The organism is Pseudomonas sp. AG1028, from assembly GCF_007993955.1.
Classification (GTDB): Bacteria; Pseudomonadota; Gammaproteobacteria; order Pseudomonadales; family Pseudomonadaceae; genus Aquipseudomonas; species Aquipseudomonas straminea.
The window spans coordinates 169,307-189,876 of sequence record NZ_VIVP01000004.1 but is presented as its reverse complement, the minus strand read 5'-3'; the positions used below and the strand labels follow the sequence as shown (position 1 = coordinate 189,876).

General features: G+C 62.7%; 16 protein-coding genes. 9 read left to right on the top strand and 7 right to left on the bottom strand.

Annotated features, from left to right (window positions below; all coding sequences use genetic code 11):
* The first annotated feature begins 56 nt into the window (after positions 1 to 56).
* The gene (hupB, locus tag FB481_RS08085) at positions 57 to 329 is read left to right on the top strand and encodes a nucleoid-associated protein HU-beta (protein WP_003239952.1); all 273 of its coding nucleotides are present in this window, start codon (positions 57 to 59) and stop codon (positions 327 to 329) included.
* A gap of 220 nt (positions 330 to 549) precedes the next feature.
* On the top strand, positions 550 to 2,409 hold the full coding sequence (locus FB481_RS08080) for a SurA N-terminal domain-containing protein (protein ID WP_147175870.1): 1,860 nt from the start codon (positions 550 to 552) through the stop codon (positions 2,407 to 2,409).
* 103 nt (positions 2,410 to 2,512) lie between these two features.
* On the opposite strand, the gene FB481_RS08075 is transcribed toward FB481_RS08080, so the two are convergent.
* From FB481_RS08075 to gloB, 7 genes are all read right to left on the bottom strand, one after another.
* On the bottom strand, positions 2,513 to 4,138 hold the full coding sequence (locus FB481_RS08075; RefSeq protein ID WP_093504875.1) for an ABC transporter ATP-binding protein: 1,626 nt from the start codon (positions 4,136 to 4,138) through the stop codon (positions 2,513 to 2,515).
* Position 4,139: 1 nt separating this feature from the next.
* On the bottom strand, positions 4,140 to 5,159 hold the full coding sequence (locus tag FB481_RS08070; protein WP_093504873.1) for an ABC transporter permease: 1,020 nt from the start codon (positions 5,157 to 5,159) through the stop codon (positions 4,140 to 4,142).
* Between the two features lie 3 nt (positions 5,160 to 5,162).
* Entirely contained in the window at positions 5,163 to 6,251 is a 1,089-nt protein-coding gene (locus tag FB481_RS08065) for a microcin C ABC transporter permease YejB (protein ID WP_093504871.1), read from the bottom strand.
* Positions 6,252 to 8,102 (bottom strand): extracellular solute-binding protein, encoded by a 1,851-nt coding sequence (locus tag FB481_RS08060; RefSeq protein ID WP_147175868.1) that lies wholly within the window; start codon positions 8,100 to 8,102, stop codon positions 6,252 to 6,254.
* Positions 8,099 to 9,931: an extracellular solute-binding protein gene (locus FB481_RS08055; protein ID WP_147175866.1), complete on the bottom strand. Its 1,833-nt coding sequence runs from the start codon at positions 9,929 to 9,931 to the stop codon at positions 8,099 to 8,101. Before FB481_RS08055 ends, FB481_RS08060 begins: the two co-directional genes overlap by 4 nt.
* A gap of 106 nt (positions 9,932 to 10,037) precedes the next feature.
* Positions 10,038 to 11,582 (bottom strand): LysM peptidoglycan-binding domain-containing protein, encoded by a 1,545-nt coding sequence (locus FB481_RS08050; RefSeq protein ID WP_147175864.1) that lies wholly within the window; start codon positions 11,580 to 11,582, stop codon positions 10,038 to 10,040.
* 99 nt (positions 11,583 to 11,681) lie between these two features.
* The gene (gene gloB, locus FB481_RS08045; RefSeq protein ID WP_147175862.1) at positions 11,682 to 12,455 is read right to left on the bottom strand and encodes a hydroxyacylglutathione hydrolase; all 774 of its coding nucleotides are present in this window, start codon (positions 12,453 to 12,455) and stop codon (positions 11,682 to 11,684) included.
* A gap of 163 nt (positions 12,456 to 12,618) precedes the next feature.
* On the opposite strand from gloB, the gene FB481_RS08040 reads away from it, so the two are divergent.
* From FB481_RS08040 to nudC, 7 genes are all read left to right on the top strand, one after another.
* Complete coding sequence (locus tag FB481_RS08040) at positions 12,619 to 13,380, top strand: class I SAM-dependent methyltransferase (protein WP_147175860.1); 762 nt, start codon at positions 12,619 to 12,621, stop codon at positions 13,378 to 13,380.
* A 44-nt stretch (positions 13,381 to 13,424) separates the two neighbouring features.
* Positions 13,425 to 13,877, top strand: a complete 453-nt coding sequence (rnhA, locus tag FB481_RS08035) for a ribonuclease HI (RefSeq protein ID WP_013791356.1) — start codon at positions 13,425 to 13,427, stop codon at positions 13,875 to 13,877.
* A complete protein-coding gene (dnaQ, locus tag FB481_RS08030; protein ID WP_147175858.1) occupies positions 13,870 to 14,622 on the top strand; it encodes a DNA polymerase III subunit epsilon in 753 nt (250 codons plus the stop codon). The genes rnhA and dnaQ overlap by 8 nt, the downstream gene beginning before the upstream one ends.
* A gap of 115 nt (positions 14,623 to 14,737) precedes the next feature.
* Complete coding sequence (locus FB481_RS08025; protein WP_147175856.1) at positions 14,738 to 16,996, top strand: arginine/lysine/ornithine decarboxylase; 2,259 nt, start codon at positions 14,738 to 14,740, stop codon at positions 16,994 to 16,996.
* A gap of 134 nt (positions 16,997 to 17,130) precedes the next feature.
* Complete coding sequence (locus FB481_RS08020) at positions 17,131 to 17,943, top strand: crotonase/enoyl-CoA hydratase family protein (protein ID WP_013791359.1); 813 nt, start codon at positions 17,131 to 17,133, stop codon at positions 17,941 to 17,943.
* A 38-nt stretch (positions 17,944 to 17,981) separates the two neighbouring features.
* Positions 17,982 to 19,640 carry a ferrous iron transporter B gene (locus FB481_RS08015; protein ID WP_093504853.1) on the top strand — a complete coding sequence of 553 codons (1,659 nt, stop codon included), beginning with the start codon at positions 17,982 to 17,984 and terminating at the stop codon, positions 19,638 to 19,640.
* Positions 19,640 to 20,452 (top strand): NAD(+) diphosphatase, encoded by an 813-nt coding sequence (gene nudC, locus FB481_RS08010; RefSeq protein ID WP_093504851.1) that lies wholly within the window; start codon positions 19,640 to 19,642, stop codon positions 20,450 to 20,452. Before FB481_RS08015 ends, nudC begins: the two co-directional genes overlap by 1 nt.
* Positions 20,453 to 20,570: the final 118 nt, after the last annotated feature.

Genomic DNA, 20,570 nt, shown 5'->3' with positions numbered 1-20,570 from the left:
GATTCGCTTCCATTAAAATCAAGAAACAACCTAAACCGAAATTAAGGGGACTTAGAGTGAACAAGTCGGAACTGATCGATGCCATCGCCGCATCTGCTGATATCCCGAAAGCTGTTGCTGGCCGTGCGCTGGACGCAGTGATTGAATCCGTAACTGGCGCTCTGAAGGCTGGTGATTCCGTTGTACTGGTTGGTTTCGGTACTTTCGCTGTCAAAGAGCGCGCTGCTCGCACTGGCCGCAACCCGCAGACTGGCAAGCCGATCAGCATCGCTGCTGCCAAGATCCCAGGTTTCAAAGCTGGTAAAGCACTGAAAGACGCCGTCAACTAAGCGTCTTCGGGCCTTTGCCCGCCGGGTCGGCTAACCCCGGCTCGGTTGCGGGGCGGCAATAAGACCACAAGGTCTGTCACGCCGGGGATTGTTTGAGTTGTGATCCCGATCCGCTTCGCACGTTACGAGAAGGCGCATCCCAGGATGCGCCTTTCTTCTATCCGGATTTTTTACCCACGCTGCGCGGCCACTTTTAGTTCGTGACCGTTCTGGGGGATGCATGCTGCAAAATATCAGGGACAATTCACAGGGTTGGATTGCCAAAACCATCATCGGCCTGATCGTCGTTCTTATGGCGTTGACGGGTGTTGACGCGATCATCACCGGCACGGGCAACAGCCAGAACGCCGCCGCGGTGAATGGCGAGAAGATCAGCCTGAACGAGCTCAACCAGGCTGTGGAGATGCAGCGCCGTCAGCTGCTGCAGCAACTGGGCAAGGATTTTGACCCGGCCATGCTGGACGAAAGGATGCTGCGCGATGCATCCCTTAAAGGGCTGATCGAGCGCTCACTGCTGTTGCAGGGCGCCAAGGACTCCAAGTTCGCCTTTTCCCAGGCCGCTCTCGATCAGGTGATCGTGCAGACGCCTGAGTTCCAGGTAGAAGGTCGCTTCAATGCCGATCGTTTCGATCAGGTGATCCGTCAGCTCGGCTATACCCGTATGCAATTCCGCCAGATGCTCGAGCAGGAAATGCTCATCGGCCAGCTGCGCGCGGGCCTGTCTGGCAGCGGTTTCGTCACCGACGAAGAAGTGGCCGCTTTCGCACGCCTGGAAAAGCAGACCCGTGATTTCGCCACCCGAACCATCAAGGCCGATGCCGGCGCGGTGAAGGTCAGCGATGACGACGTCAAAGCCTACTACGACGCGCAACAGGCTCAGTTCATGAGCCCGGAGCAGGTGGTCATCGAGTATGTCGAGCTGAAGAAGGATGCATTCTTCTCACAGGTCTCGGTTACCGATGAAGAGATGAAGGCCGCCTACCAGTCCGAGATCGCCAACCTGGCCGAGCAGCGCGACGCCGCGCACATCCTCATCGAAGTGGGCGGCGACGTCAGCGACGAGCAGGCCAAGGCCAAGATCGAGGATATCCAGAAGCGTCTGCAGAAGGGCGAAGACTTTGCCGCACTGGCCAAGGAATTCTCCCAGGATCCGGGCTCGGCCAGTGATGGCGGTGACCTCGGTTACGCCGGCAAGGGCGTTTACGACCCGGCCTTCGAAGATGCGCTCTATGCCTTGAAGAAGGATGAGGTTTCCGCTCCGGTGCGCACCGAGTTCGGCTGGCACCTGATCAAGCTGCTGGGCGTGCAGGCGCCTGAAGTGCCGACCTTCGCCAGCATGAAGGCCAAGCTTGAGACCGACCTCAAGGCGCAACGCGTCGAACAGCGTTTCGTCGAAGCCACCAAGCAGCTCGAAGATGCTGCCTTCGAATCCTCCGACCTGGCACAGCCTGCTCAGGAGCTGGGCCTGAAGGTGCAGACCAGCGAGCCGTTCGGTCGTCAGGGCGGTCAGGGTATCGCCTCGAATCGTCAGGTGCTGCAGGCTGCTTTCAGCCAGGAAGTGATGGAAGACGGCAGCAACAGCAGTGCCATCGAACTCGACCCGAATACCCTGGTGGTCATTCGCGTCAAGGAGCACCGCAAGCCGCAGCAGCTGGAACTCGATCAGGTGGCTGACAGCATCCGTGCCCAGCTGACCAAGACCCGTGCCAGCGAAGCGGCCAAGGCGGCTGGTGAGCAGCTGGTCAGCGATCTGCGCGACGGCAAGGCCAAGCCTGAGGGCGCCGAGTGGCAGGTGGTCGAAGCAGCTACCCGCAATCAGGATGGCGTTGATCCGGCCGTGCTGCAGGCGCTGTTCCGCATGCCCAAGCCGACCGGCGAGAAGTCCGAGTTCAGCGGCATTGCCCTGGCCAATGGCGACTACGCCATGATCCGCCTCAAGGGCGTGAGTGAGCCGGAGCAGGCGCTGAGCGACGAGGAGAAAGCCATGTACCGCCGCTTCCTCGCTTCGCGCAGTGGCCAGGAAGACTTCGCCGCGTACCGCAAGCAGTTGGAAAGCAAGGCTGATATCGAGCGCTTCTAAGCGCCGATCTGCCGCAATGACAAAGGCCCCGGTTTCGGGGCCTTTGTTTATCTGCAGGTTTTGTAGGAATCAGCTGTGCAGCCGCTGAACCTGCAATGCACGTTCAGGGCATGGCTGGTTCGGGTTTGACGCGGGTCATGAAGGCCGCTTCCAGAAGCTGCCGGGTGTACGGGTGCTGCGGCGCCTCGAAGACCTGCCTGGCGTCACCTTGCTCGACGACCTGGCCCTGCTTCACCACCATCAGTTGATGGCTGATCGCGCGAACCACGGCCAGGTCATGGCTGATGAACAGGTAGCTGAGGTTGTACTTGGCCTGCAGCGAGCGCAACAGGTCGACAACTTGACGTTGTACGGTGCGGTCCAGGGCTGAGGTCGGCTCGTCGAGCAGGATCAGCGCCGGCTTGAGCACCAAGGCCCGGGCGATGGCGATGCGTTGGCGCTGGCCGCCGGAAAACTCGTGGGGGTAGCGGTGCCGGCTTTCGGGATCGAGGCCGACTTCCAGCAGTGCATCGATGATCGCCTGTTCCTGCTCGGCCTCGTTGCCGATACGGTGGATGCGCAGGCCTTCGCCGATGATCATGCCGACTGTCATGCGTGGGCTGAGGCTGCCGAAGGGGTCCTGGAACACCACCTGCATTTCCCGGCGCAACGGCCGCACCTGGCGCTGTGACAGTCCCCCCAGGTGGTGCTCGCCGAAACGGATGCCGCCCTGGCTGCCGATCAGGCGCAGGATTGCCAGGCCCAGGGTCGATTTGCCCGAGCCGCTTTCGCCGACGATGCCCAGGGTCTGGCCCCGTGGCAGGCTGAAGTTGATGCCATCCACGGCCTTGACGTGATCGACGGTACGGCGCAGCAGACCCTTCTTGATCGGGAACCAGACCCGCAGGTCTTCGACCTCCAGTATCGGCTGCGCTTCTTCGCAGGCGACCGGATCGCCATCCGGCTCGGCCGCCAGCAACTCACAGGTATAGGGATGCTGCGGCGTGGTGAACAGCGTTTCGCAATCGGCCTGTTCGACCAGCTCACCGTTCTGCATCACGCACACCCGCTGGGCGATACGGCGTACCAGCTTCAGATCGTGGGTGATGATCAGCATGGCCATGCCCAGACGGGCCTGCAGGTCCTTGAGCAGTTCGAGAATCTTCAGCTGCACTGTCACGTCCAGCGCGGTGGTCGGCTCGTCGGCGATCAGCAGCTCCGGCTCGTTGGCCAGGGCCATGGCGATCATCACGCGCTGGCGTTGCCCGCCCGACAGCTCGTGGGGCAGGGCCTTTAGCCGCTTGTGCGGCTCGGGGATGCCAACCAGCTCGAGCAGCTCCAAGGTGCGCTGGGTAGCGGCCTTGCCGCGCAGACCCTTGTGCAGGGCGAGTACCTCGTTGACCTGCTTTTCGATGCTGTGCAACGGGTTGAGCGAGGTCATCGGCTCCTGAAACACCATGGCGATACGATTGCCGCGGATGCCGCGCAGCTTCTTCTCGCTCAACTTGAGCAGATCCTGGCCGGCATAGGTGATGCTGCCGCTGGGATGCTGGGCCAGCGGGTAGGGCAGCAGACGCAGGATCGAGTGGGCAGTGACCGATTTGCCGGAGCCGCTTTCGCCGACTAAAGCGAGGGTTTCGCCGCGGCGGATGTCGAAGCTGATGTGCTTGACCACACTGCGGCTGTGCTCGCCACTGACGAAGGCAACGGACAGGTCGCGGATTTCGACGAGGTTGTCAGGGTGGCTCATGTCATTTCCTCGGGTCGAACGCATCGCGAGCCGCCTCGCCTATAAACACCAGCAGGCTCAGCATGATGGCCAGTACGGCAAAGGCGCTGATGCCCAGCCAGGGTGCCTGCAGATTGGACTTGCCTTGGGCGACCAGTTCGCCGAGCGACGGTGCGCCTGCCGGTAGGCCAAAGCCCAGGAAATCTAGGGCGGTCAGAGTGCCGATGGCGCCGGTGACGATGAAGGGCAGGAAGGTCATGGTCGAGACCATGGCATTGGGCAGAATATGGCGGAACATGATCGCGCCGTTGCGCATACCCAGCGCTCGGGCCGCGCGCACGTACTCCAGGTTGCGGCCGCGCAGGAACTCGGCGCGCACCACATCGACCAGGCTCATCCAGGAGAACAACAGCATCAGGCCCAGTAGCCACCAAAAGTTGGGCTGCACGAAGCTGGCCAGAATGATCAGCAGGTAGAGCACCGGCAGGCCCGACCAGATTTCTAGAAAGCGCTGCCCTGCCAGGTCCACCCAGCCGCCGTAGAAGCCCTGCAGGGCGCCGGCAGCCACACCGATCACCGAGCTGGCGAGGGTCAGCGCCAGGGCGAACAGCACGGAAATGCGAAAACCGTAGATGATCCGCGCGAGCACGTCGCGACCCTGGTCGTCGGTGCCCAGCCAGTTGGCTGCCGAGGGCGGCGCCGGGGCAGGGACCTTGAGGTCGTAGTTGATGCTCGAGTAGCTGAAGGGGATCGGCGGCCAGATCATCCAGCCATTCTTTTCCTCGATCAACTCCTGGATGTAGGGGCTCTTGTAGTTGGCCTGTAGCGGGAACTCGCCTCCGAAGGTGGTTTCCGGGTAGCGCTTGAGCACCGGGAAGTAGTACTGGCCGTCATAGCTGACCACCAGCGGCTTGTCGTTGGCGATCAGCTCGGCGCCCAGGGTCACGAAGAACAGGGCGAGAAAGATCCAAAGCGACCACCAGCCGCGCTTGTGGGCCTTGAAGCGATCGAAGCGGCGTTGATTCAGCGGGGAAAGTGCCATGGTTCAGGCCTCCCTGCTTTCGAAGTCGATACGTGGATCGACCAGGGTGTAGGTGATGTCACCAATCAGTTTCACGACCAAGCCCAGCAAGGTGAAGATGAACAGGGTGCCGAAGACCACCGGGTAATCGCGGTTGATCGCTGCCTCGAAACTCAGGAGGCCCAGGCCGTCAAGGGAGAAAATCACCTCGATCAGCAAGGAGCCGGTGAAGAAGATACCGATGAAGGCCGCCGGAAAGCCGGCGATGATCAGCAGCATGGCGTTGCGGAATACGTGACCGTAGAGCACACGGGTGTTGCTCAGGCCTTTGGCCCGGGCGGTGATCACGTACTGCTTGTTGATCTCGTCGAGAAAACTGTTCTTGGTCAGCAGGGTGAGGGTGGCGAAGTTACCGATCACCAGCGCAGTCACCGGCAGCGCCAGGTGCCAGAAGTAGTCGTAGATCTTGCCGCTCAGGCTCAGCTCGTCGAAGTTGCTCGAGGTCAGGCCGCGTAGCGGAAAGAAGTCCCAGTAGCTGCCGCCGGCGAACAGCACTATCAGCAGAATGGCGAACAGGAACGCGGGAATCGCGTAGCCGACGATGATCGCCGAGCTGGTCCATACGTCGAAGGCGCTGCCGTGCCGGGTGGCCTTGGCGATACCCAGCGGGATGGACACCAGATACATGATCAGGGTGCTCCACAGCCCGAGAGAAATGGACACCGGCATCTTTTCCATGATCAGGTCGATGACCTTGGCATCACGAAAGAAGCTGTCGCCGAAATCCAATTGGGCATAGTTCTTGATCATGATCCAGAAGCGTTCGGGCGCCGACTTGTCGAAGCCATACATCTTCTCGATCTCGGCTATCAGTTCAGGGTCCAGGCCCTGAGCGCCGCGGTAGTTGGAGCCGGCGGTGGACACCTCGCCACCGCCGCCACCGGAGATACGTCCAGTGGCGCCTCCGGCAGCGGCATCGAAGCCCTCCAGCTTGGCGATCATCTGCTCCACCGGGCCACCAGGCGCGGCCTGAATGATTGCGAAGTTGATGACCAGAATGCCGAACACAGTCGGAATGATCAGCAGCAGGCGCCGCAGGATATAAGCCAGCATCTAGCGTTCTTCCTGCTCTGGGGTGGGCTTGTCGTCGCTGCTGACCACTTCGCCGACCGGCTTTTCCTGCCACCAGGTCATCAGGCCGTAATCGTAGAGCGGCGATTTCTCCGGGTGGCCGAAGCGCTTCCAGTAGGCGACGCGATAGGCGTCCACGTAGTAGTTGGGCACTACGTAATTGCCCCACAGCAGCACGCGGTCCAGCGCCCGGGTGTGGGTGATCAGCGACTCGCGGGAATCGGCCTGGATCAGCCCCTCGACCAGCTTGTCGATGGCCGGGTCACGCAGCCCGATGAGGTTGCGGCTGCCCGGGTTGTCGGCGCTGCTGGAATGCCAGAATTCACGCTGCTCGTTACCGGGCGAGCTCGACTGCGGCCAGATCGCCGAGGTCATGTCGAAATCCCGCGAGCGCAGGCGGTTGATGTACTGGGAGACATCGACGCGGCGGATCTGCAGGTCGATGCCCAGCTCGGCTAGGTTGCGCTTGAAGGGCAGGATGACCCGCTCCAGGTTGGCCTGGGTATTGAGGAACTCGAAGGTCAGCTGGTTACCGTTGGCATCGACCATCTTGTCGTTTTCGATCCGGTAGCCGGCCTCGGTGAGCAACTGGTAGGCGCGGCGCGCCTGGTCGCGAATGATGCCGCTGCCGTCGCTGACCGGTGGCGTGAAGGACTCGGTGAACACGCGGTCGGGAATCTGCCCGCGCAGCGGTTCCAGCAGCTTCAGTTCGGCCGGGCTGGGCAGGCCGCGGGCGGCCATTTCCGAGTTTTCGAAGTAGCTGTGGGTGCGCTTGTAGGCACCGTAGAACAGCTGCTTGTTGGCCCACTCGAAGTCGAACAGCTGGGCGATGGCTTCGCGCACCCGCGGGTCCTGGAACATCGGCTTGCGGGTGTTGAACACGAAGCCCTGCATGCCGGCCGGGTTGCGGTTGGGGAAGGCTTCCTGGACGAAACGCCCGGCGCGCAGGGCCGGTGAGTTGTAGCCGGTGGCCCAGTCCTTGGCCGAATACTCAAGGTTGACGTCGAACTGGCCAGCCTTGAAGGCCTCCAGGGCGACGGCCATGTCGCGGAAGTACTCGATGCGGATCTGATCGAAGTTGTACAGGCCGCGGGAAACCGGCAGATCCTTGGCCCACCAGTCCTTGACGCGCTCGAAGCGGATCGAGCTGTTCGGCGAGAAGTCGGCGATCCGGTAAGGGCCGCTTCCCAGTGGCGGCTCCAGACTGCCGCGGGAGAAGTCACGGTCTTGCCACCAGTGCTTGGGCAGTACCTGCAGCTGGCCGAGAATCAGCGGCAGCTCGCGGTTGCCGGCGTGCTTGAAGTTGAAACGCACGGTGCGCTCGTTCTCGGCCACCACCTCGGCGACGTCGGTGTAGTAGTGCCGGTACATGGGGTCGCCGTGTTCGAGCAGGGTGTTGAAGGTGAAGATCACGTCCTCGGCGGTCACCGGGTGGCCGTCGTGAAAGCGTGCCTTGGGGTTGAGAAAGAAGCGCACGTAACTGTCGTCGGCAGCTTTCTCGACCTTCTCGGCGAGCAGTCCGTATTCGGTGAAGGGCTCATCCGGCGAGTGGTAGGTGAGGGTGTCGTAGATCAGCCCGATGCGGTCGGCCGCGTTGCCCTTGGGAATGAACGGGTTGAAGCTGTCGAAGCCGTTGAGGCCGGGCAGGCGCAGCACGCCGCCCTTGGGCGCATCCGGGTTCACATAATCGAAATGCTTGAAATTGGCCGGGTATTTCGGCGCTTCGCCGTACAGCGTCAGGGCGTGTTGCGGTGCGGCCTGGGCCAGGCTGGCGAGGCCAAGCAGCAGCAGGGCGCTGCCGTGCATCAGAAATGAACGCAGAGGATGCGTCATTGTGCGGTCTCCGTGTGTTTCAGCCACCACGTGCGCAGCCCCAGCGTGTAGGGCGGCGTGGCGACGAAGGCAAAGCGGTTGCGGTACGCCAGGCGGTGATAGTCGATGTACCAGTTGGGAATGGTGTAGTACTGCCAGAGCATCACGCGATCCAGGGCGCGGGTCGCGGCCACCTGTTCGTCGCGGCTGCGGGCAGACAGCAGTTTTTCGAGCAAGGCATCGACGACCGGATCGTGGATGCCCGCGTAGTTCTTGCCGCCCTTCACGTTGGCCTGGCTGGAGTGGAAGTACAGCGATTGCTCCAGGCCCGGGCTGAGGGTTTGCGGCAGGGTGAGCAGGATCATGTCGAAGTCGAACTGATCCAGGCGTTGCTTGTACTGGGCGCGATCCACGGTTCTCAGGCTGGCCTGAATGCCGATGCTGGCCAGGTTCTCGGTAAATGGCTGAAGAATGCGCTCGAGGTTCGGGTTGACCAGCAGGATCTCGAATTGCAGCGGCTGGCCCTTGGCGTTCATCAGCCTTTGGCCGGAGGGCTTCCAGCCGGCTTCGGCGAGTAGACCAAGGGCGCGGCGCATGGTTTCCCGCGGAATGCCCCGCCCATCGGTGACCGGCATCTTGAACGGCTCGGTGAACAGCTTGGCCGGCAGTTGCGCGCGAAACGGCGACAACAGCAGCCATTCGGCGCCCTCGGGCTTGCCTTTGGCGGAAAACTCGCTGTTCGGGTAGTAACTGGCCGCTCGGGTATAGGAGCTGTTGAACAGGGTGCGGTTGGTCCACTCGAAGTCGAACATCAGGCCCAGAGCTTCACGTACGCGGGCGTCCTCGAAGGTGGCGCGGCGCGTGTTCATGAACAGCGCCTGGGTCTGGGTGGGAATCTGGTGGGGGATTTCCGCGCGGATCACGTCGCCGCGGGTCACGGCCGGAAAGCGGTAGTTGTTGGCCCAGTTCTTCGCCTGCTGCTCGATGTAGAAGTCGAATTCGCCGGCCTTGAAGGCTTCGAAGGCGACATGGCTGTCGCGGTAGAAATCCACTTCGACGCGGTCGAAGTTGTATTTGCCGCGGTTGACCGGCAAGGAGGCGCCCCACCAGTCCTTGACCCGCTCGAAGGTCAGGCTGCGCCCCGGATTGACACGTGTGATGCGGTAAGGGCCGCTGCCCAGCGGCGGTTCGAAGGTGGTGGCCTTGAAGTCGCGGTTCTTCCAGTAGTGCTGGGGCAACACAGGCAGTTCGCCGAGGCGCAGGATCAATAGCGGATTGTTGGCACGCTTGAGCACGAAGCGCACGCGGTGGCGATTAAGAATATCGACCCGTTTTACTTCCTGCAGGTTGGTGCGGTACTGCGGGTGGCCTTCCTTGAGCAGCAGTCGGTAGGAGAACGCCACGTCATAGGCGGTGATCGGCTTGCCATCATGAAAGCGCGCCTCGGGTCGCAGGTTGAAGACCACCCAGCTGCGGTCTTCGCTGTATTCCACGGAGCTGGCGATCAGCCCGTAGCTGGAGGCCGGCTCGTCACCGGAGGGATCGTATTGTCCGGTGCCGGCCATCAACGGCTCGTTCAGCTCGGTCACGCCATATTGCAGGAAGTTGGCGGTGGCGACCGGGCTGGTGCCCTTGAGCGTATAGGGGTTGAGCGTGTCGAAACTGCCGGCGGCCATGATGCGCAGGGTGCCGCCTTTGGGAGCTTCCGGGTTGACCCAGTCGAAATGGGCGAAGCTGGCGGGATACTTGAGCGCGCCGAATTGCGCATAGCCGTGGCTTTCGCTGAGCGTTGCCCAGGCCGGAAAGCTGGTGGCCAGGCCAAAAAACAGCGAGAGGAGGGGGCGTCTCAAGAGCAGTATCCGATCCGGGGTAGCAAGGTTTCCGTACAGTAACAGCTTGTCTGTACAGGAAAAAGAGCGGCCCCAGCGGTGAACTGCGACTGTGTTGCAATGCGCGTCAGTTGGCCAGGCGCAGGGTCAGCACCTGGCCCGGTTTCAGGGCCTTGCCGGTGCGGGGATTCCAGCTTTGCAGCTTCTGCATCTGCACGTTGAAACGCTTGGCGATCATGTGCAGGGAGTCGCCCTTGCGCACCTTGTAATAGGTGACGTCGGCGACGGCTTTCGCGCTGGAGCTGTGGCCACCCTGCAGCTTGATGGTCTGGCCGACGCGTAGCGAGTTGCCCTTCAGGGCATTCCAGCGCTGGATGTCGTTGACCGAGACGTTATGCGCCTTGGCGATCTGCCAGAGGTTGTCGCCATTGCGAATGGTGTAGTTGCGCGAGGCAACGGCAGTATTGACGGCGCGTTGCGGCGCCTCGTCGGGCACCGTTTGCAGGCTGGTCGGCAGGCTCAGGTGCTGGCCCACGGCCAGGGTGTTGCCGGTGAGCTGGTTGAGCTCCTTGATGGTGGCCACGCTGAGTTCGTAACGATTGGCAATACCGTGCAAATTGTCACCGGCACGCACCACGTATTCCTGCAGGCCACGGTCTTCGGGCTTGAGCGTCGACAGGTTGGCGGTCAGCAGTTCGACTTTCTGGGTCGGTACCAGCAGATGCTGGGGGCCGTCCACGGTCACGCGCTTCTTGAAGGCCGGGTTGAGCAGGTACAGCTCGTCTTCATCGACTTCGGCCAGGGCGGCGACGCGGGCCAGGTCCATGCGCTGCTTGAGCTCCACTTCCTCGAAGTAGGGCTCGTTGGCGATCGGCGCGAGGCTCACGCCATAGGCGTCCGGCGCCATGATCACCTGGGACAGGGCCAGCAGCTTGGGCACGTAGTTCTGGGTTTCCTGGGGCAGCGACAGGTTCCAGTAGTCGGTCGGCAAACCGAGCTTCTGGTTGCGCTCGATGGCGCGGCTGACCCGGCCCTCGCCGGCGTTGTAGGCCGCCAGGGCCAGCAGCCAGTCGCCATTGAACATCTCGTGCAGGCGCGCCAAGTAATCCATGGCTGCCTGGGTAGAGGCCGTCACGTCGCGTCGGCCGTCGTACCAGCGGGTCTGGCGCAGGTTGAAGTTGCGCCCCGTGGAGGGAATGAACTGCCAAAGGCCGACGGCATCGGCCTGTGAGTAGGCGAAGGGGTTGTAGGCGCTCTCGATCATTGGCAGCAGCGCCAGCTCCATCGGCATGTTGCGCTCTTCGAGACGCTCGACGATGTAATGAATGTAGGGGTTGCTGCGTTCTCCAGCCTTTTCGACGAACGATGGGTTGCTGGAGAACCACAGGCGCTGCTGCTCGATGCGCGGGTTGACGCCAATGGCGTCCTGCAATTTGTAGCCGCCGCGCACGCGCTCCCAGATGTCCTTGGGTTGCTCGGCCTTGGTCGTGCCGTTGATCCACAGCGGCTGATGCGGCGTTCTGCCGCTCATATCCACCGCTGGCTCGTTCTCCACCTGTTGTTGATCGAGGCTCTGGCAGCCGCCGAGCACGGCACAAACAGCCAGGGCGAGCGCAGGATGGCGCAATGCCAATGCCTTTGAATTCAAGGAGTTAGGTCGAGAGGAGGGCATTGGTTGTGGGGGGTATCCTGGATCGAAAGTCGGGCGATTCTAGAAACCGATCCAGGAGTGGTCAAGTTTTGACCAGGATTTTGCGGGCCAGTCGGCGCTTCAGAAGCGGTCTTTCCAGGCGCGTAGTGCGGCAAACACCTCGCTTTCGCTGGCCAGGGGGCGACCTTCGCGGCTGGCGATCATTTCTTTAACCGATGTTTCCGCAGCGCGCAGAAATGGGTTGGTCGCGCGCTCGAGCCTGAGGGTGGACGGCAGGCTGATCTGCCCATTCTGCCGCCATGCCTCGACCTGCTCGAAACGTCTGGCGATGTCCGCGTTGCCCGGCTCGACGGCCTTGGCGAAGCGCAGGTTGCTAAGTGTGTATTCGTGAGCGCAATAGATCAGTGTGTCGTCCGGCAGGGCTGCCAGGCGCTGCAGCGACTGCTGCATCTGCACCGGCGTGCCCTCGAACAGGCGGCCACAGCCGGCGGCGAACAGGGTGTCGCCACAGAACAGCCAGTGATGATCGGGCTGATAGAAGGCGATATGGCCCAGGGTGTGGCCAGGCACTTCGATGACCTGCAGGGGCAGACCCAGCACGTCTATATGGTCGCCATCGGCCAGTGCCTGGTCGCGGCCCGGAATGTTCTCGTTGGCCGGCCCAAAGACCCGAGCGCCGGTGTCGCGTCGCAGCTGCTCGACGCCACCAACGTGATCGTTATGGTGATGGGTGATCAGGATGTCGCTCAGCGTCCAGTCGCCATGCTCACGCAGCCAGGCTTGCACCGGGGAGGCGTCGCCAGGGTCGACCACCGCGACACGCTTGTGCTGCGCATCCTGCAGCAGCCAGATGTAGTTGTCGGAGAATGCGCTGAGGGCTTCGATCTTGATCATCAGGTGGTCGCCAAGCCGGGAACAAAGATGCATCTTAGGGGCTATTGACGCTTCAACGCGAGCCGTGTTCCCTCTGCGTGCAACGTCAGTGGACTCAGGGTGTCATTGGTAGAGATGGCCCAGCAGGTACTTTCATGAACGAGCATCCGATGAGCACGCGAACATGACCGACAATCCCTTCGCCCAGGCCGATGCCGACTGGTTGCAACTGATCGGTGCGGCCCGGCAATGGTTCGACGGCCCGCTGGGCCGCTTGCTGCTCGAGCAGGAGCAGCGTTTGCTCGACGAGGAACTGGCGCGTTTCTTTGGCGGCTATCTGGTGCATTACGGCCCCTGTGCGGAGACGTCGCTGGAAACCCAGCAGATCCAGCGCAGCGTGCGTCTGGGGGCGCCATTCGCCGGTACCGAGATCGTCTGCGAGGAGCAATCCTGGCCACTGGTCGAGCACGCCGCCGATGTGGTGGTGCTGCAGCACGGTCTGGATTTCTGTCAGTCGCCCCACAGGTTGCTGCGCGAAGCCGCGCGCAGCGTGCGCCCAGGCGGTCACTTGCTGATCGTCGGCATCAACCCGATGAGCGCCTGGGGCGTGCGCCATCTGTTCGCTCACGACGTGTTGCACGAAGCCCGCTGCATCGCGCCAAAACGCCTGGGCGACTGGCTCAACCTGCTGGGCTTCGCGCTGGAGAAACGCCGCTTCGGATGTTATCGTCCGCCGCTTGCTTCGGCGGCCTGGCAGGCCCGGTTGGCTCCTCTGGAGCGCTGGGGCGGCGCCTGGCAATCGCCGGGTGGCGGGTTCTACGTACTGGTGGCGCGCAAGCTGGTGGTCGGCCTGCGCCCGTTGCGTCAGTCACGCCGTGAGCCCATGGGCAAACTGGTGCCCATGCCGGTGGCCAAGATCAGTCGTCGCGACCGCGACGGCGCCTGATCCGGCCCCGCAGATCGAAATCAGACCCTAGATAAAGGCGGCGCATGTCCGATCAAGTTGAGCTTTACACCGACGGTGCCTGCAAGGGCAATCCGGGCGTCGGTGGCTGGGGCGCATTGCTGGTGTTCCAGGGCGTCGAGAAGGAATTGTGGGGCGGCGAGGCCGTGACCACCAACAACCGTATGGAGCTGATGGGCGCGATTCGCGGCCTGGCGGAACTCAAGCGGCCGTGCAACGTACGCCTGGTCACCGACTCGCAATACGTGATGAAAGGCATCAAGGAATGGATGCCCAACTGGAAGAAACGCGGCTGGAAAACTGCCTCGAAGGAGCCGGTGAAGAATGCCGACCTCTGGCAGCAGCTGGATGAGCAGGTCAACCGCCACAATGTGACCTGGGAATGGGTGCGCGGCCATATCGGCCACCCCGGCAACGAGCGGGCCGATCAGCTGGCTAACCGTGGCGTCGAAGATATCAGGAGCATGAAGCGTGCGTAGAGTCGTACTGGATACTGAAACCACCGGTATGCCGGTAAACGATGGCCACCGGGTCATCGAGATCGGTTGTGTGGAGGTCGAGGGGCGGCGCCTGACCGGGCGGCATTTCCACATCTACCTGCAGCCGGACCGTGAGATCGATGAAGGCGCCATCGCGGTGCACGGCATCACCAACGAGGATCTCAAGGACAAGCCGCGTTTCAAGGATATCGCCGACGAATTCTACGAGTTCATCAAGGGCGCGCAGCTGATCATCCACAACGCGCCGTTCGACATCGGCTTTCTGAACAACGAATTTGCTCTGATCGGCCAGCACGAGCGTTCGGACATCGCGGCCTATTGCGACGTACTCGACACCCTGCAGATGGCCCGCGAGCGTCACCCGGGCCAGCGCAACAGCCTCGATGCCCTGTGCAAGCGCTACGGTGTCGACAACTCCGGCCGTGAGTTGCACGGCGCCTTGCTCGACTCGGAGATTCTCGCCGACGTCTACCTGGCGATGACCGGTGGGCAGACCAATCTGTCGCTGGCTGGTGAAGGCGCCGACGGTGATGGCAGTGGCCGCCAGCAAGCCACGCCGATTCGCCGGCTGCCCGCCGATCGCCCGCGTGGCGCGGTGATCACTGCGAGCGCCGACGAGCTGGCTGCCCATGCCGCGCGCCTGGCAGTCATCGAAAAGGCCGCCGGTGCGCCCGCGCTGTGGGCGCAGATGGAAGCGGCCGAGCAGGGCACATCTGCCTCCTGATCGGTCAATTGCGACCTTTTCGTATAGCGCTCTGCGCGAGGGGTTCCGTCCTCTGCGGCGAGTCTCTACCCTGAGGACATAGCGGGTTCATCCCGCATGACCTCAGGTGTAACCGATGTACAAAGACCTCAAGTTCCCGGTACTCATCGTTCATCGCGATATCAAGGCCGATACCGTGGCCGGCGAGCGGGTGCGGGCCATCGCTGCCGAGCTGGAGCAGGATGGCTTCACCATTCTGTCCACCGCGAGTTCTGCGGAAGGCCATATCGTCGCCTCGACCCATCACGGGCTGGCCTGCATTCTGGTTGCCGCCGAAGGCGCCGGGGAAAACCGCCACCTGCTGCAGGACATGGTCGAGCTGATACGCATTGCCCGGCGCCGCGCGCCGCAGCTGCCGATCTTCGCTCTGGGCGAGCAGGTCACCATCGAGAACGCCCCGGCCGAGGCCATGGCCGACCTCAATCAGCTGCGCGGCATTCTCTACCTGTTCGAAGATACTGTGCCGTTCCTGGCCCGCCAGGTGGCACGCGCCGCGCGCAATTATCTCGATGGCCTGCTGCCGCCGTTCTTCAAGGCGCTGGTACAGCACACCGCGCAATCCAACTACTCCTGGCACACGCCGGGGCATGGTGGTGGCGTGGCCTATCGCAAGAGCCCGGTCGGGCAGGCGTTCCATCAGTTCTTCGGCGAGAACACGCTGCGCTCCGACCTGTCGGTCTCGGTCCCGGAACTCGGCTCGCTGCTCGACCACACCGGCCCCCTGGCCGCCGCCGAGGAGCGCGCCGCGCGCAATTTCGGCGCCGACCATACCTATTTCGTGATCAACGGCACCTCGACCGCCAACAAGATCGTCTGGCATTCGATGGTCGGCCGTGACGACCTGGTGCTGGTCGACCGCAACTGCCACAAGTCGATCCTCCACGCCATCATCATGACCGGCGCGATTCCCCTGTACCTATCGCCGGAGCGTAACGAACTGGGCATCATCGGCCCGATTCCGCTGAGCGAATTCACCCGCGAGTCGATCCAGGCCAAGATCGACGCCAGCCCGCTGGCCCGCGGTCGCGAGCCCAAGGTCAAGCTGGCGGTGGTGACCAACTCCACCTACGACGGCCTTTGCTACAACGCCGAGCTGATCAAGCGCACCCTGGGTGATTCGGTCGAGGTGCTGCACTTCGACGAAGCCTGGTACGCCTACGCCGCGTTCCACGAGTTCTACGCCGGCCGCTACGGCATGGGCACCAGCCGCGAGGCCGGCGGCCCGATGGTATTCACCACCCATTCGACCCACAAGCTGCTGGCGGCCTTTAGCCAGGCCTCGATGATCCACGTGCAGGATGGTGCGCTACGCCAGCTCGACCGCGACCGCTTCAACGAAGCCTTCATGATGCACATCTCCACCTCGCCGCAGTACGGCATCATCGCCTCGCTGGACGTAGCCTCGGCGATGATGGAAGGCCCGGCCGGGCGCTCGCTGATCCAGGAAACCTTCGACGAAGCGCTGAGCTTCCGCCGTGCCCTGGCCAATTTGGGGCAGAGCCTGAGCAGCGAGGACTGGTGGTTCAGCATCTGGCAACCGCCGCAGACCGAGGGCGCCGACGATGTGGCGACGCCAGACTGGCTGCTGCAGCCGGAGGCCGACTGGCACGGTTTCGGTGACGTCGCCGAAGACTACGTGCTGCTCGACCCGATCAAGGTGACCCTGGTGATGCCCGGCCTTACCGCCGGAGGCCGTCTCGACGAGCGCGGCATTCCCGCTGCGGTGGTCAGCAAGTTTCTCTGGGAGCGCGGCCTGGTGGTCGAGAAGACTGGCCTGTATTCGTTCCTGGTGCTGTTCTCCATGGGCATCACCAAGGGCAAGTGGAGCACGCTGCTTACCGAGCTTCTGGAATTCAAGCGCAGCTACGACGCCAACCTGCCGTTGACTTCGGTGCTGCCTTCAGTAGCCCGCGAAGGCGCGCTGCGTTACCAGGGCATGGGCTTGCGCGACCTGTGCGATGCGCTGCACGACTGCTACCGCGAAAACGCCACCGCCAAATCCCTCAAACGCATGTACACGGTGCTGCCGGAAATCGCTCTGAAACCGGCTGATGCCTACAACCAGCTGGTGCGCGGCGAGGTGGAGGAGGTGCTGGTCGACGACGTCGAGGGGCGCATCGCCGCGGTGATGCTGGTGCCCTATCCACCGGGCATTCCGCTGATCATGCCGGGCGAGCGTTTCACCTCGGCCACCCGCTCGATCATCGATTACCTGCGTTTCGCCCAGGCCTTCGAACAACGCTTCCCGGGTTTCGATGCCGATGTGCATGGCCTGCAGCGTCACGAGGGCGAGCAGGGCAGTTACTACACGGTCGACTGCATCATCGAGAAGTAGGGCGCCAATTGGCGTGACGTGCACTGCGTCACGCCGACCATGATCGACTTTCCGGCGCCGCTTGCTATAGTGGCGCGATTGCTTTGCGGCGTGTGTCGCAGGCTATTCGGCCTGCTTCAAAAAGGATGACTTTCATGGGGCAATACCAAGCTTTTCGTGTCGAACTGCAGGAAAAGATCGCCCATGTGGTGATTGACCGCCCGGACAAGATCAACGCGATGAACGCCGCCTTCTGGACGGAGATCATCGATATCTTCCGTTGGGCCGATGAAACCGACGAAGTTCGCGTGGTGGTGCTGTCTGGCGCCGGCAAGCATTTCTCCTCCGGCATCGACCTCAACCTGCTGGCCCAGGTCAGCAGCCAGCTCGGCAAGGACGTGGGTCGCAATGCCCTGACCCTGCGCCGTAAGATTCTCGAACTGCAGGCCTCGTTCAATGCCGTCGACCAGTGCAGCAAGCCTGTGCTGGCCGCCATTCAAGGTTATTGCCTGGGCGGCGCCATCGATCTGGTCAGCGCCTGCGACATGCGCTATTGCAGCTTGGACGTGCAGTTCGCCATCAAGGAAATCGACATTGGCATGGCTGCCGACGTCGGCACCCTACAGCGACTGCCGCGCCTGATCGGCGACGGCATGCTGCGCGAGCTGGCCTACACCGGCCGTACCATCGAGGCTGCCGAGGCGCGGGAAATCGGTCTAGTTAACCGCGTATTCGAGACCCACGACACATTGCTGAGTGGCGTGATGGACATTGCCCGAAGCATAGCCGCAAAATCGCCGGTTGCCGTGCGCGGCACCAAGGCGATGATCGGCTACATGCGCGATCACCGGGTCGACGATGGCCTCGACTACGTCGCTACCTGGAACGCCGCCATGCTGCAATCGGCTGATCTGCGTGTCGCGATGATGGCCCATATGAGCAAGCAAAATCCCGAGTTCGCTGATTGAGCGCGGTTTCATCACCTGTGCGGGAGGCACATTAGCGAATGGTTTCTGGAGCATCGTCACTGGGCCTGGTTCGCGACGAACTGTTTGCCACGATCGAAGAGGCCGAAGCGAGTCTCGAGCAGTTCATTGTCGAGCGCAACAATGGCACCCTGCTGCAGCAGGCAGTCGACAACCTGCAGCAGGTGCGTGGCACGCTCAACCTGATCGAGCTGACCGGTGCGGAATTGCTCGCCCAGGAAGTGCTCGACCAGGCCACCGATATTCCGGCCGGCATCGGCAGCGAGCGCGACGCCCAGCTGGCGGCGCTCAGCAATGCGTTGCACGTGCTGCGTCGCTACCTCGAAGGCCTCGACGCCCATCGCCAGGAAATGCCCGAGCTTCTGCTGCCGGCGATCAATGATTTGCGTCAGGCCTGCAAACAGCCGCCGCTGCCGGAAAGCTTCTTCTTCAGTGTGCGCCTCGACCAGGCTCGCCCGCGCATGGTGCCGCCGGCACTGGACGCCGCCGCCAAGGAAAGCGAAGGCCGCCGCTTGCGGCAGATGTATCAGGTCGGCCTGTTGGGTTACATCCGCGAGCAGAATCCGGCAGGCAGCATGAAGCTGATGGGCCGTGCCATGAGCCGCCTCGACGGCCTGTTCGCCAACGAGCCGCGCGGGCGCCTGTGCTGGCTCGGCGCAGCCGCTCTGGAAGCACTGAACGATGGCCAACTGCTGCCGCGCAAGTCGCGCAAGCAACTGTTCTCGCGCATCGACCGCGAACTGCGGCAGATGCTGATCAACGGCTCCTACGAGCCGCCGCGCAGCCTGCTCAAGGAGTTGCTTTACCTGGTGGCGCTATCCGCCGGCCGCGGACCGCTGGCGGGCGAGGTGCGTGAGTTATTCGGGATCACCGCGCTGCCGTTCACCGATCACCTGCTCGAAGAGGAATACCAGCGCCTCTCCGGCCCCGGCAAGGCGGTGATGCGTTCGCTGAGTTCGGCGATTCGCGAAGAGCTGGCCAGCGTCAAGGACCTGCTCGACCTGAGCGAACGCGGCACCCTGCAAGCCGATGGCCTGACCAGCCTGCATGCGCTGCTCGGCAAGCTCAGCAAGACCCTGGCCATGGTCGGCCTGAGCTCGGCCGGCAATTCGCTAGCCAATCAGTTGCCGACGGTCAGCGCCTGGTGCGAAGGCGCGCCGGTCGAGCCAAATCAACTTATCGCCCTAGCCGACGCCGTGCTGTATGTCGAAGGCATGGTGGCGACCTTGGAGCGCGGTGAGCGCATTACCGCGCCGCGTGCCGAGCCTGAAGTGTGTACCTTCGCCCAGCATCAGCTGTTCGAGGCACGCATCGTGGTGCTCGACGAAGCTCGCGCGGGCCTGGCGCTGGCCAAGCGAGCGATCACGGCCTATCTGGAATCGGCTGGCGATCGTATGCACCTGTCCAATGTGCCGTTCAGCCTGCAGGCCGTGCGTGGCGGCCTGTGGTTCCTCGGTCAGGAGCGCGCGGCGAACCTGGTGGGTGCCTGCGCCGACTATATCCAGGCGCAGATGCTCGACACCGACCAGATGCCCGCTGAAGCTCGTCTCGAAGTGCTCGCCGATGCCTTGAGTAGCCTGGAATATTACCTGGAAGCCGACGCCGGCCTGGCTCAGCCCAGCGTGCTGGATCTGGCTGAAGAAAGCGTTCGCGCCCTGGGCCAAGAGGTGGCCGCTTGATGGCCGCGCATTGGCAACCCGGGCTTCTTGATAGTGATCAGCCTGGCGGGCTGGTACTGGCCCATCACCGTCAGCATTTTCTCGGCGATGCCAATGGCCTGCTGTTTCCCCGCGAGTGGTTGAAGCAGCAGGAACTGCCGGTGATCGCCGAGCACGGCCTGGGGCACTTTCATGGCGAGCCGGTCTATCTGCTCGAGCTGCAGGGCAAGGCCGAACTGTCGGGCTGCCAATGGCAGTCGTTGCGCCAAGTGATGCTCGAAGGTGATGCCGAGCTGTTCCAGATGCTCGGTTTTGCCGCGCAGATCGGCACCTGGGCCAGTGACAACCGCTTCTGCGGCAGTTGCGCCACGCCGATGCTGCAGGTCGTCGGCGAGCGCGCCATGCAGTGCCCAGCATGCAGCTTGCGCCATTATCCGCGGCTGTCGCCGAGCATGATCGTGCTGGTCACCCGCGGTGATGAGGTACTGCTGGCCCGCTCGCCGCGTTTCGTCAGCGGCGTGTACAGTACCCTGGCCGGTTTCGTCGAGGCTGGTGAGTCCGTAGAGCAGTGCGTCGCCCGCGAGGTACGTGAAGAGGTGGGCGTCGAGGTTTGCAATATCCGCTACCAGGGCAGCCAGAACTGGCCGTTCCCGCATTCGCTGATGTTGGGCTTTCATGCCGATTACGCCGGCGGTGAGATCGTCATGCAGGAAGAGGAGATCGAGGACGCCCGCTGGTTCTCTATCCATGCGCTGCCACCGTTGCCGGCCTCGCGCTCGATCGCCCGTTACCTGATCGATTCGTACGTGGCCAGCCGCCTGGCAGGCCCTTGAAAAACTACCTACGTTGCCATTGCTTCGTTAAAAACAGCCTCGCGTGCGAGCCCAGTCAAAATGCTTATTTCCAGCGCGTAAACTGCGCTCTTGACTCACTTCGTTCGCCCTGCGGGCC

Bases quoted from the DNA above. Each gene is read 5' to 3' on its own strand.
- rnhA (WP_013791356.1), top strand. From the start codon at position 13,425: ATGTCCGATCAAGTTGAGCTTTACACCGACGGTGCCTGCAAGGGCAAT.
- FB481_RS08075 (WP_093504875.1), bottom strand. From the start codon at position 4,138: ATGAGCCACCCTGACAACCTCGTCGAAATCCGCGACCTGTCCGTTGCC.
- FB481_RS08060 (WP_147175868.1), bottom strand. From the start codon at position 8,102: ATGACGCATCCTCTGCGTTCATTTCTGATGCACGGCAGCGCCCTGCTG.
- FB481_RS08015 (WP_093504853.1), top strand. From the start codon at position 17,982: ATGGTTTCTGGAGCATCGTCACTGGGCCTGGTTCGCGACGAACTGTTT.
- gloB (WP_147175862.1), bottom strand. From the start codon at position 12,455: ATGATCAAGATCGAAGCCCTCAGCGCATTCTCCGACAACTACATCTGG.
- FB481_RS08065 (WP_093504871.1), bottom strand. From the start codon at position 6,251: ATGCTGGCTTATATCCTGCGGCGCCTGCTGCTGATCATTCCGACTGTG.
- nudC (WP_093504851.1), top strand. From the start codon at position 19,640: ATGGCCGCGCATTGGCAACCCGGGCTTCTTGATAGTGATCAGCCTGGC.
- FB481_RS08070 (WP_093504873.1), bottom strand. From the start codon at position 5,159: ATGGCACTTTCCCCGCTGAATCAACGCCGCTTCGATCGCTTCAAGGCC.
- FB481_RS08025 (WP_147175856.1), top strand. From the start codon at position 14,738: ATGTACAAAGACCTCAAGTTCCCGGTACTCATCGTTCATCGCGATATC.
- FB481_RS08020 (WP_013791359.1), top strand. From the start codon at position 17,131: ATGGGGCAATACCAAGCTTTTCGTGTCGAACTGCAGGAAAAGATCGCC.
- FB481_RS08080 (WP_147175870.1), top strand. From the start codon at position 550: ATGCTGCAAAATATCAGGGACAATTCACAGGGTTGGATTGCCAAAACC.
- FB481_RS08050 (WP_147175864.1), bottom strand. From the start codon at position 11,582: ATGCCCTCCTCTCGACCTAACTCCTTGAATTCAAAGGCATTGGCATTG.
- FB481_RS08040 (WP_147175860.1), top strand. From the start codon at position 12,619: ATGACCGACAATCCCTTCGCCCAGGCCGATGCCGACTGGTTGCAACTG.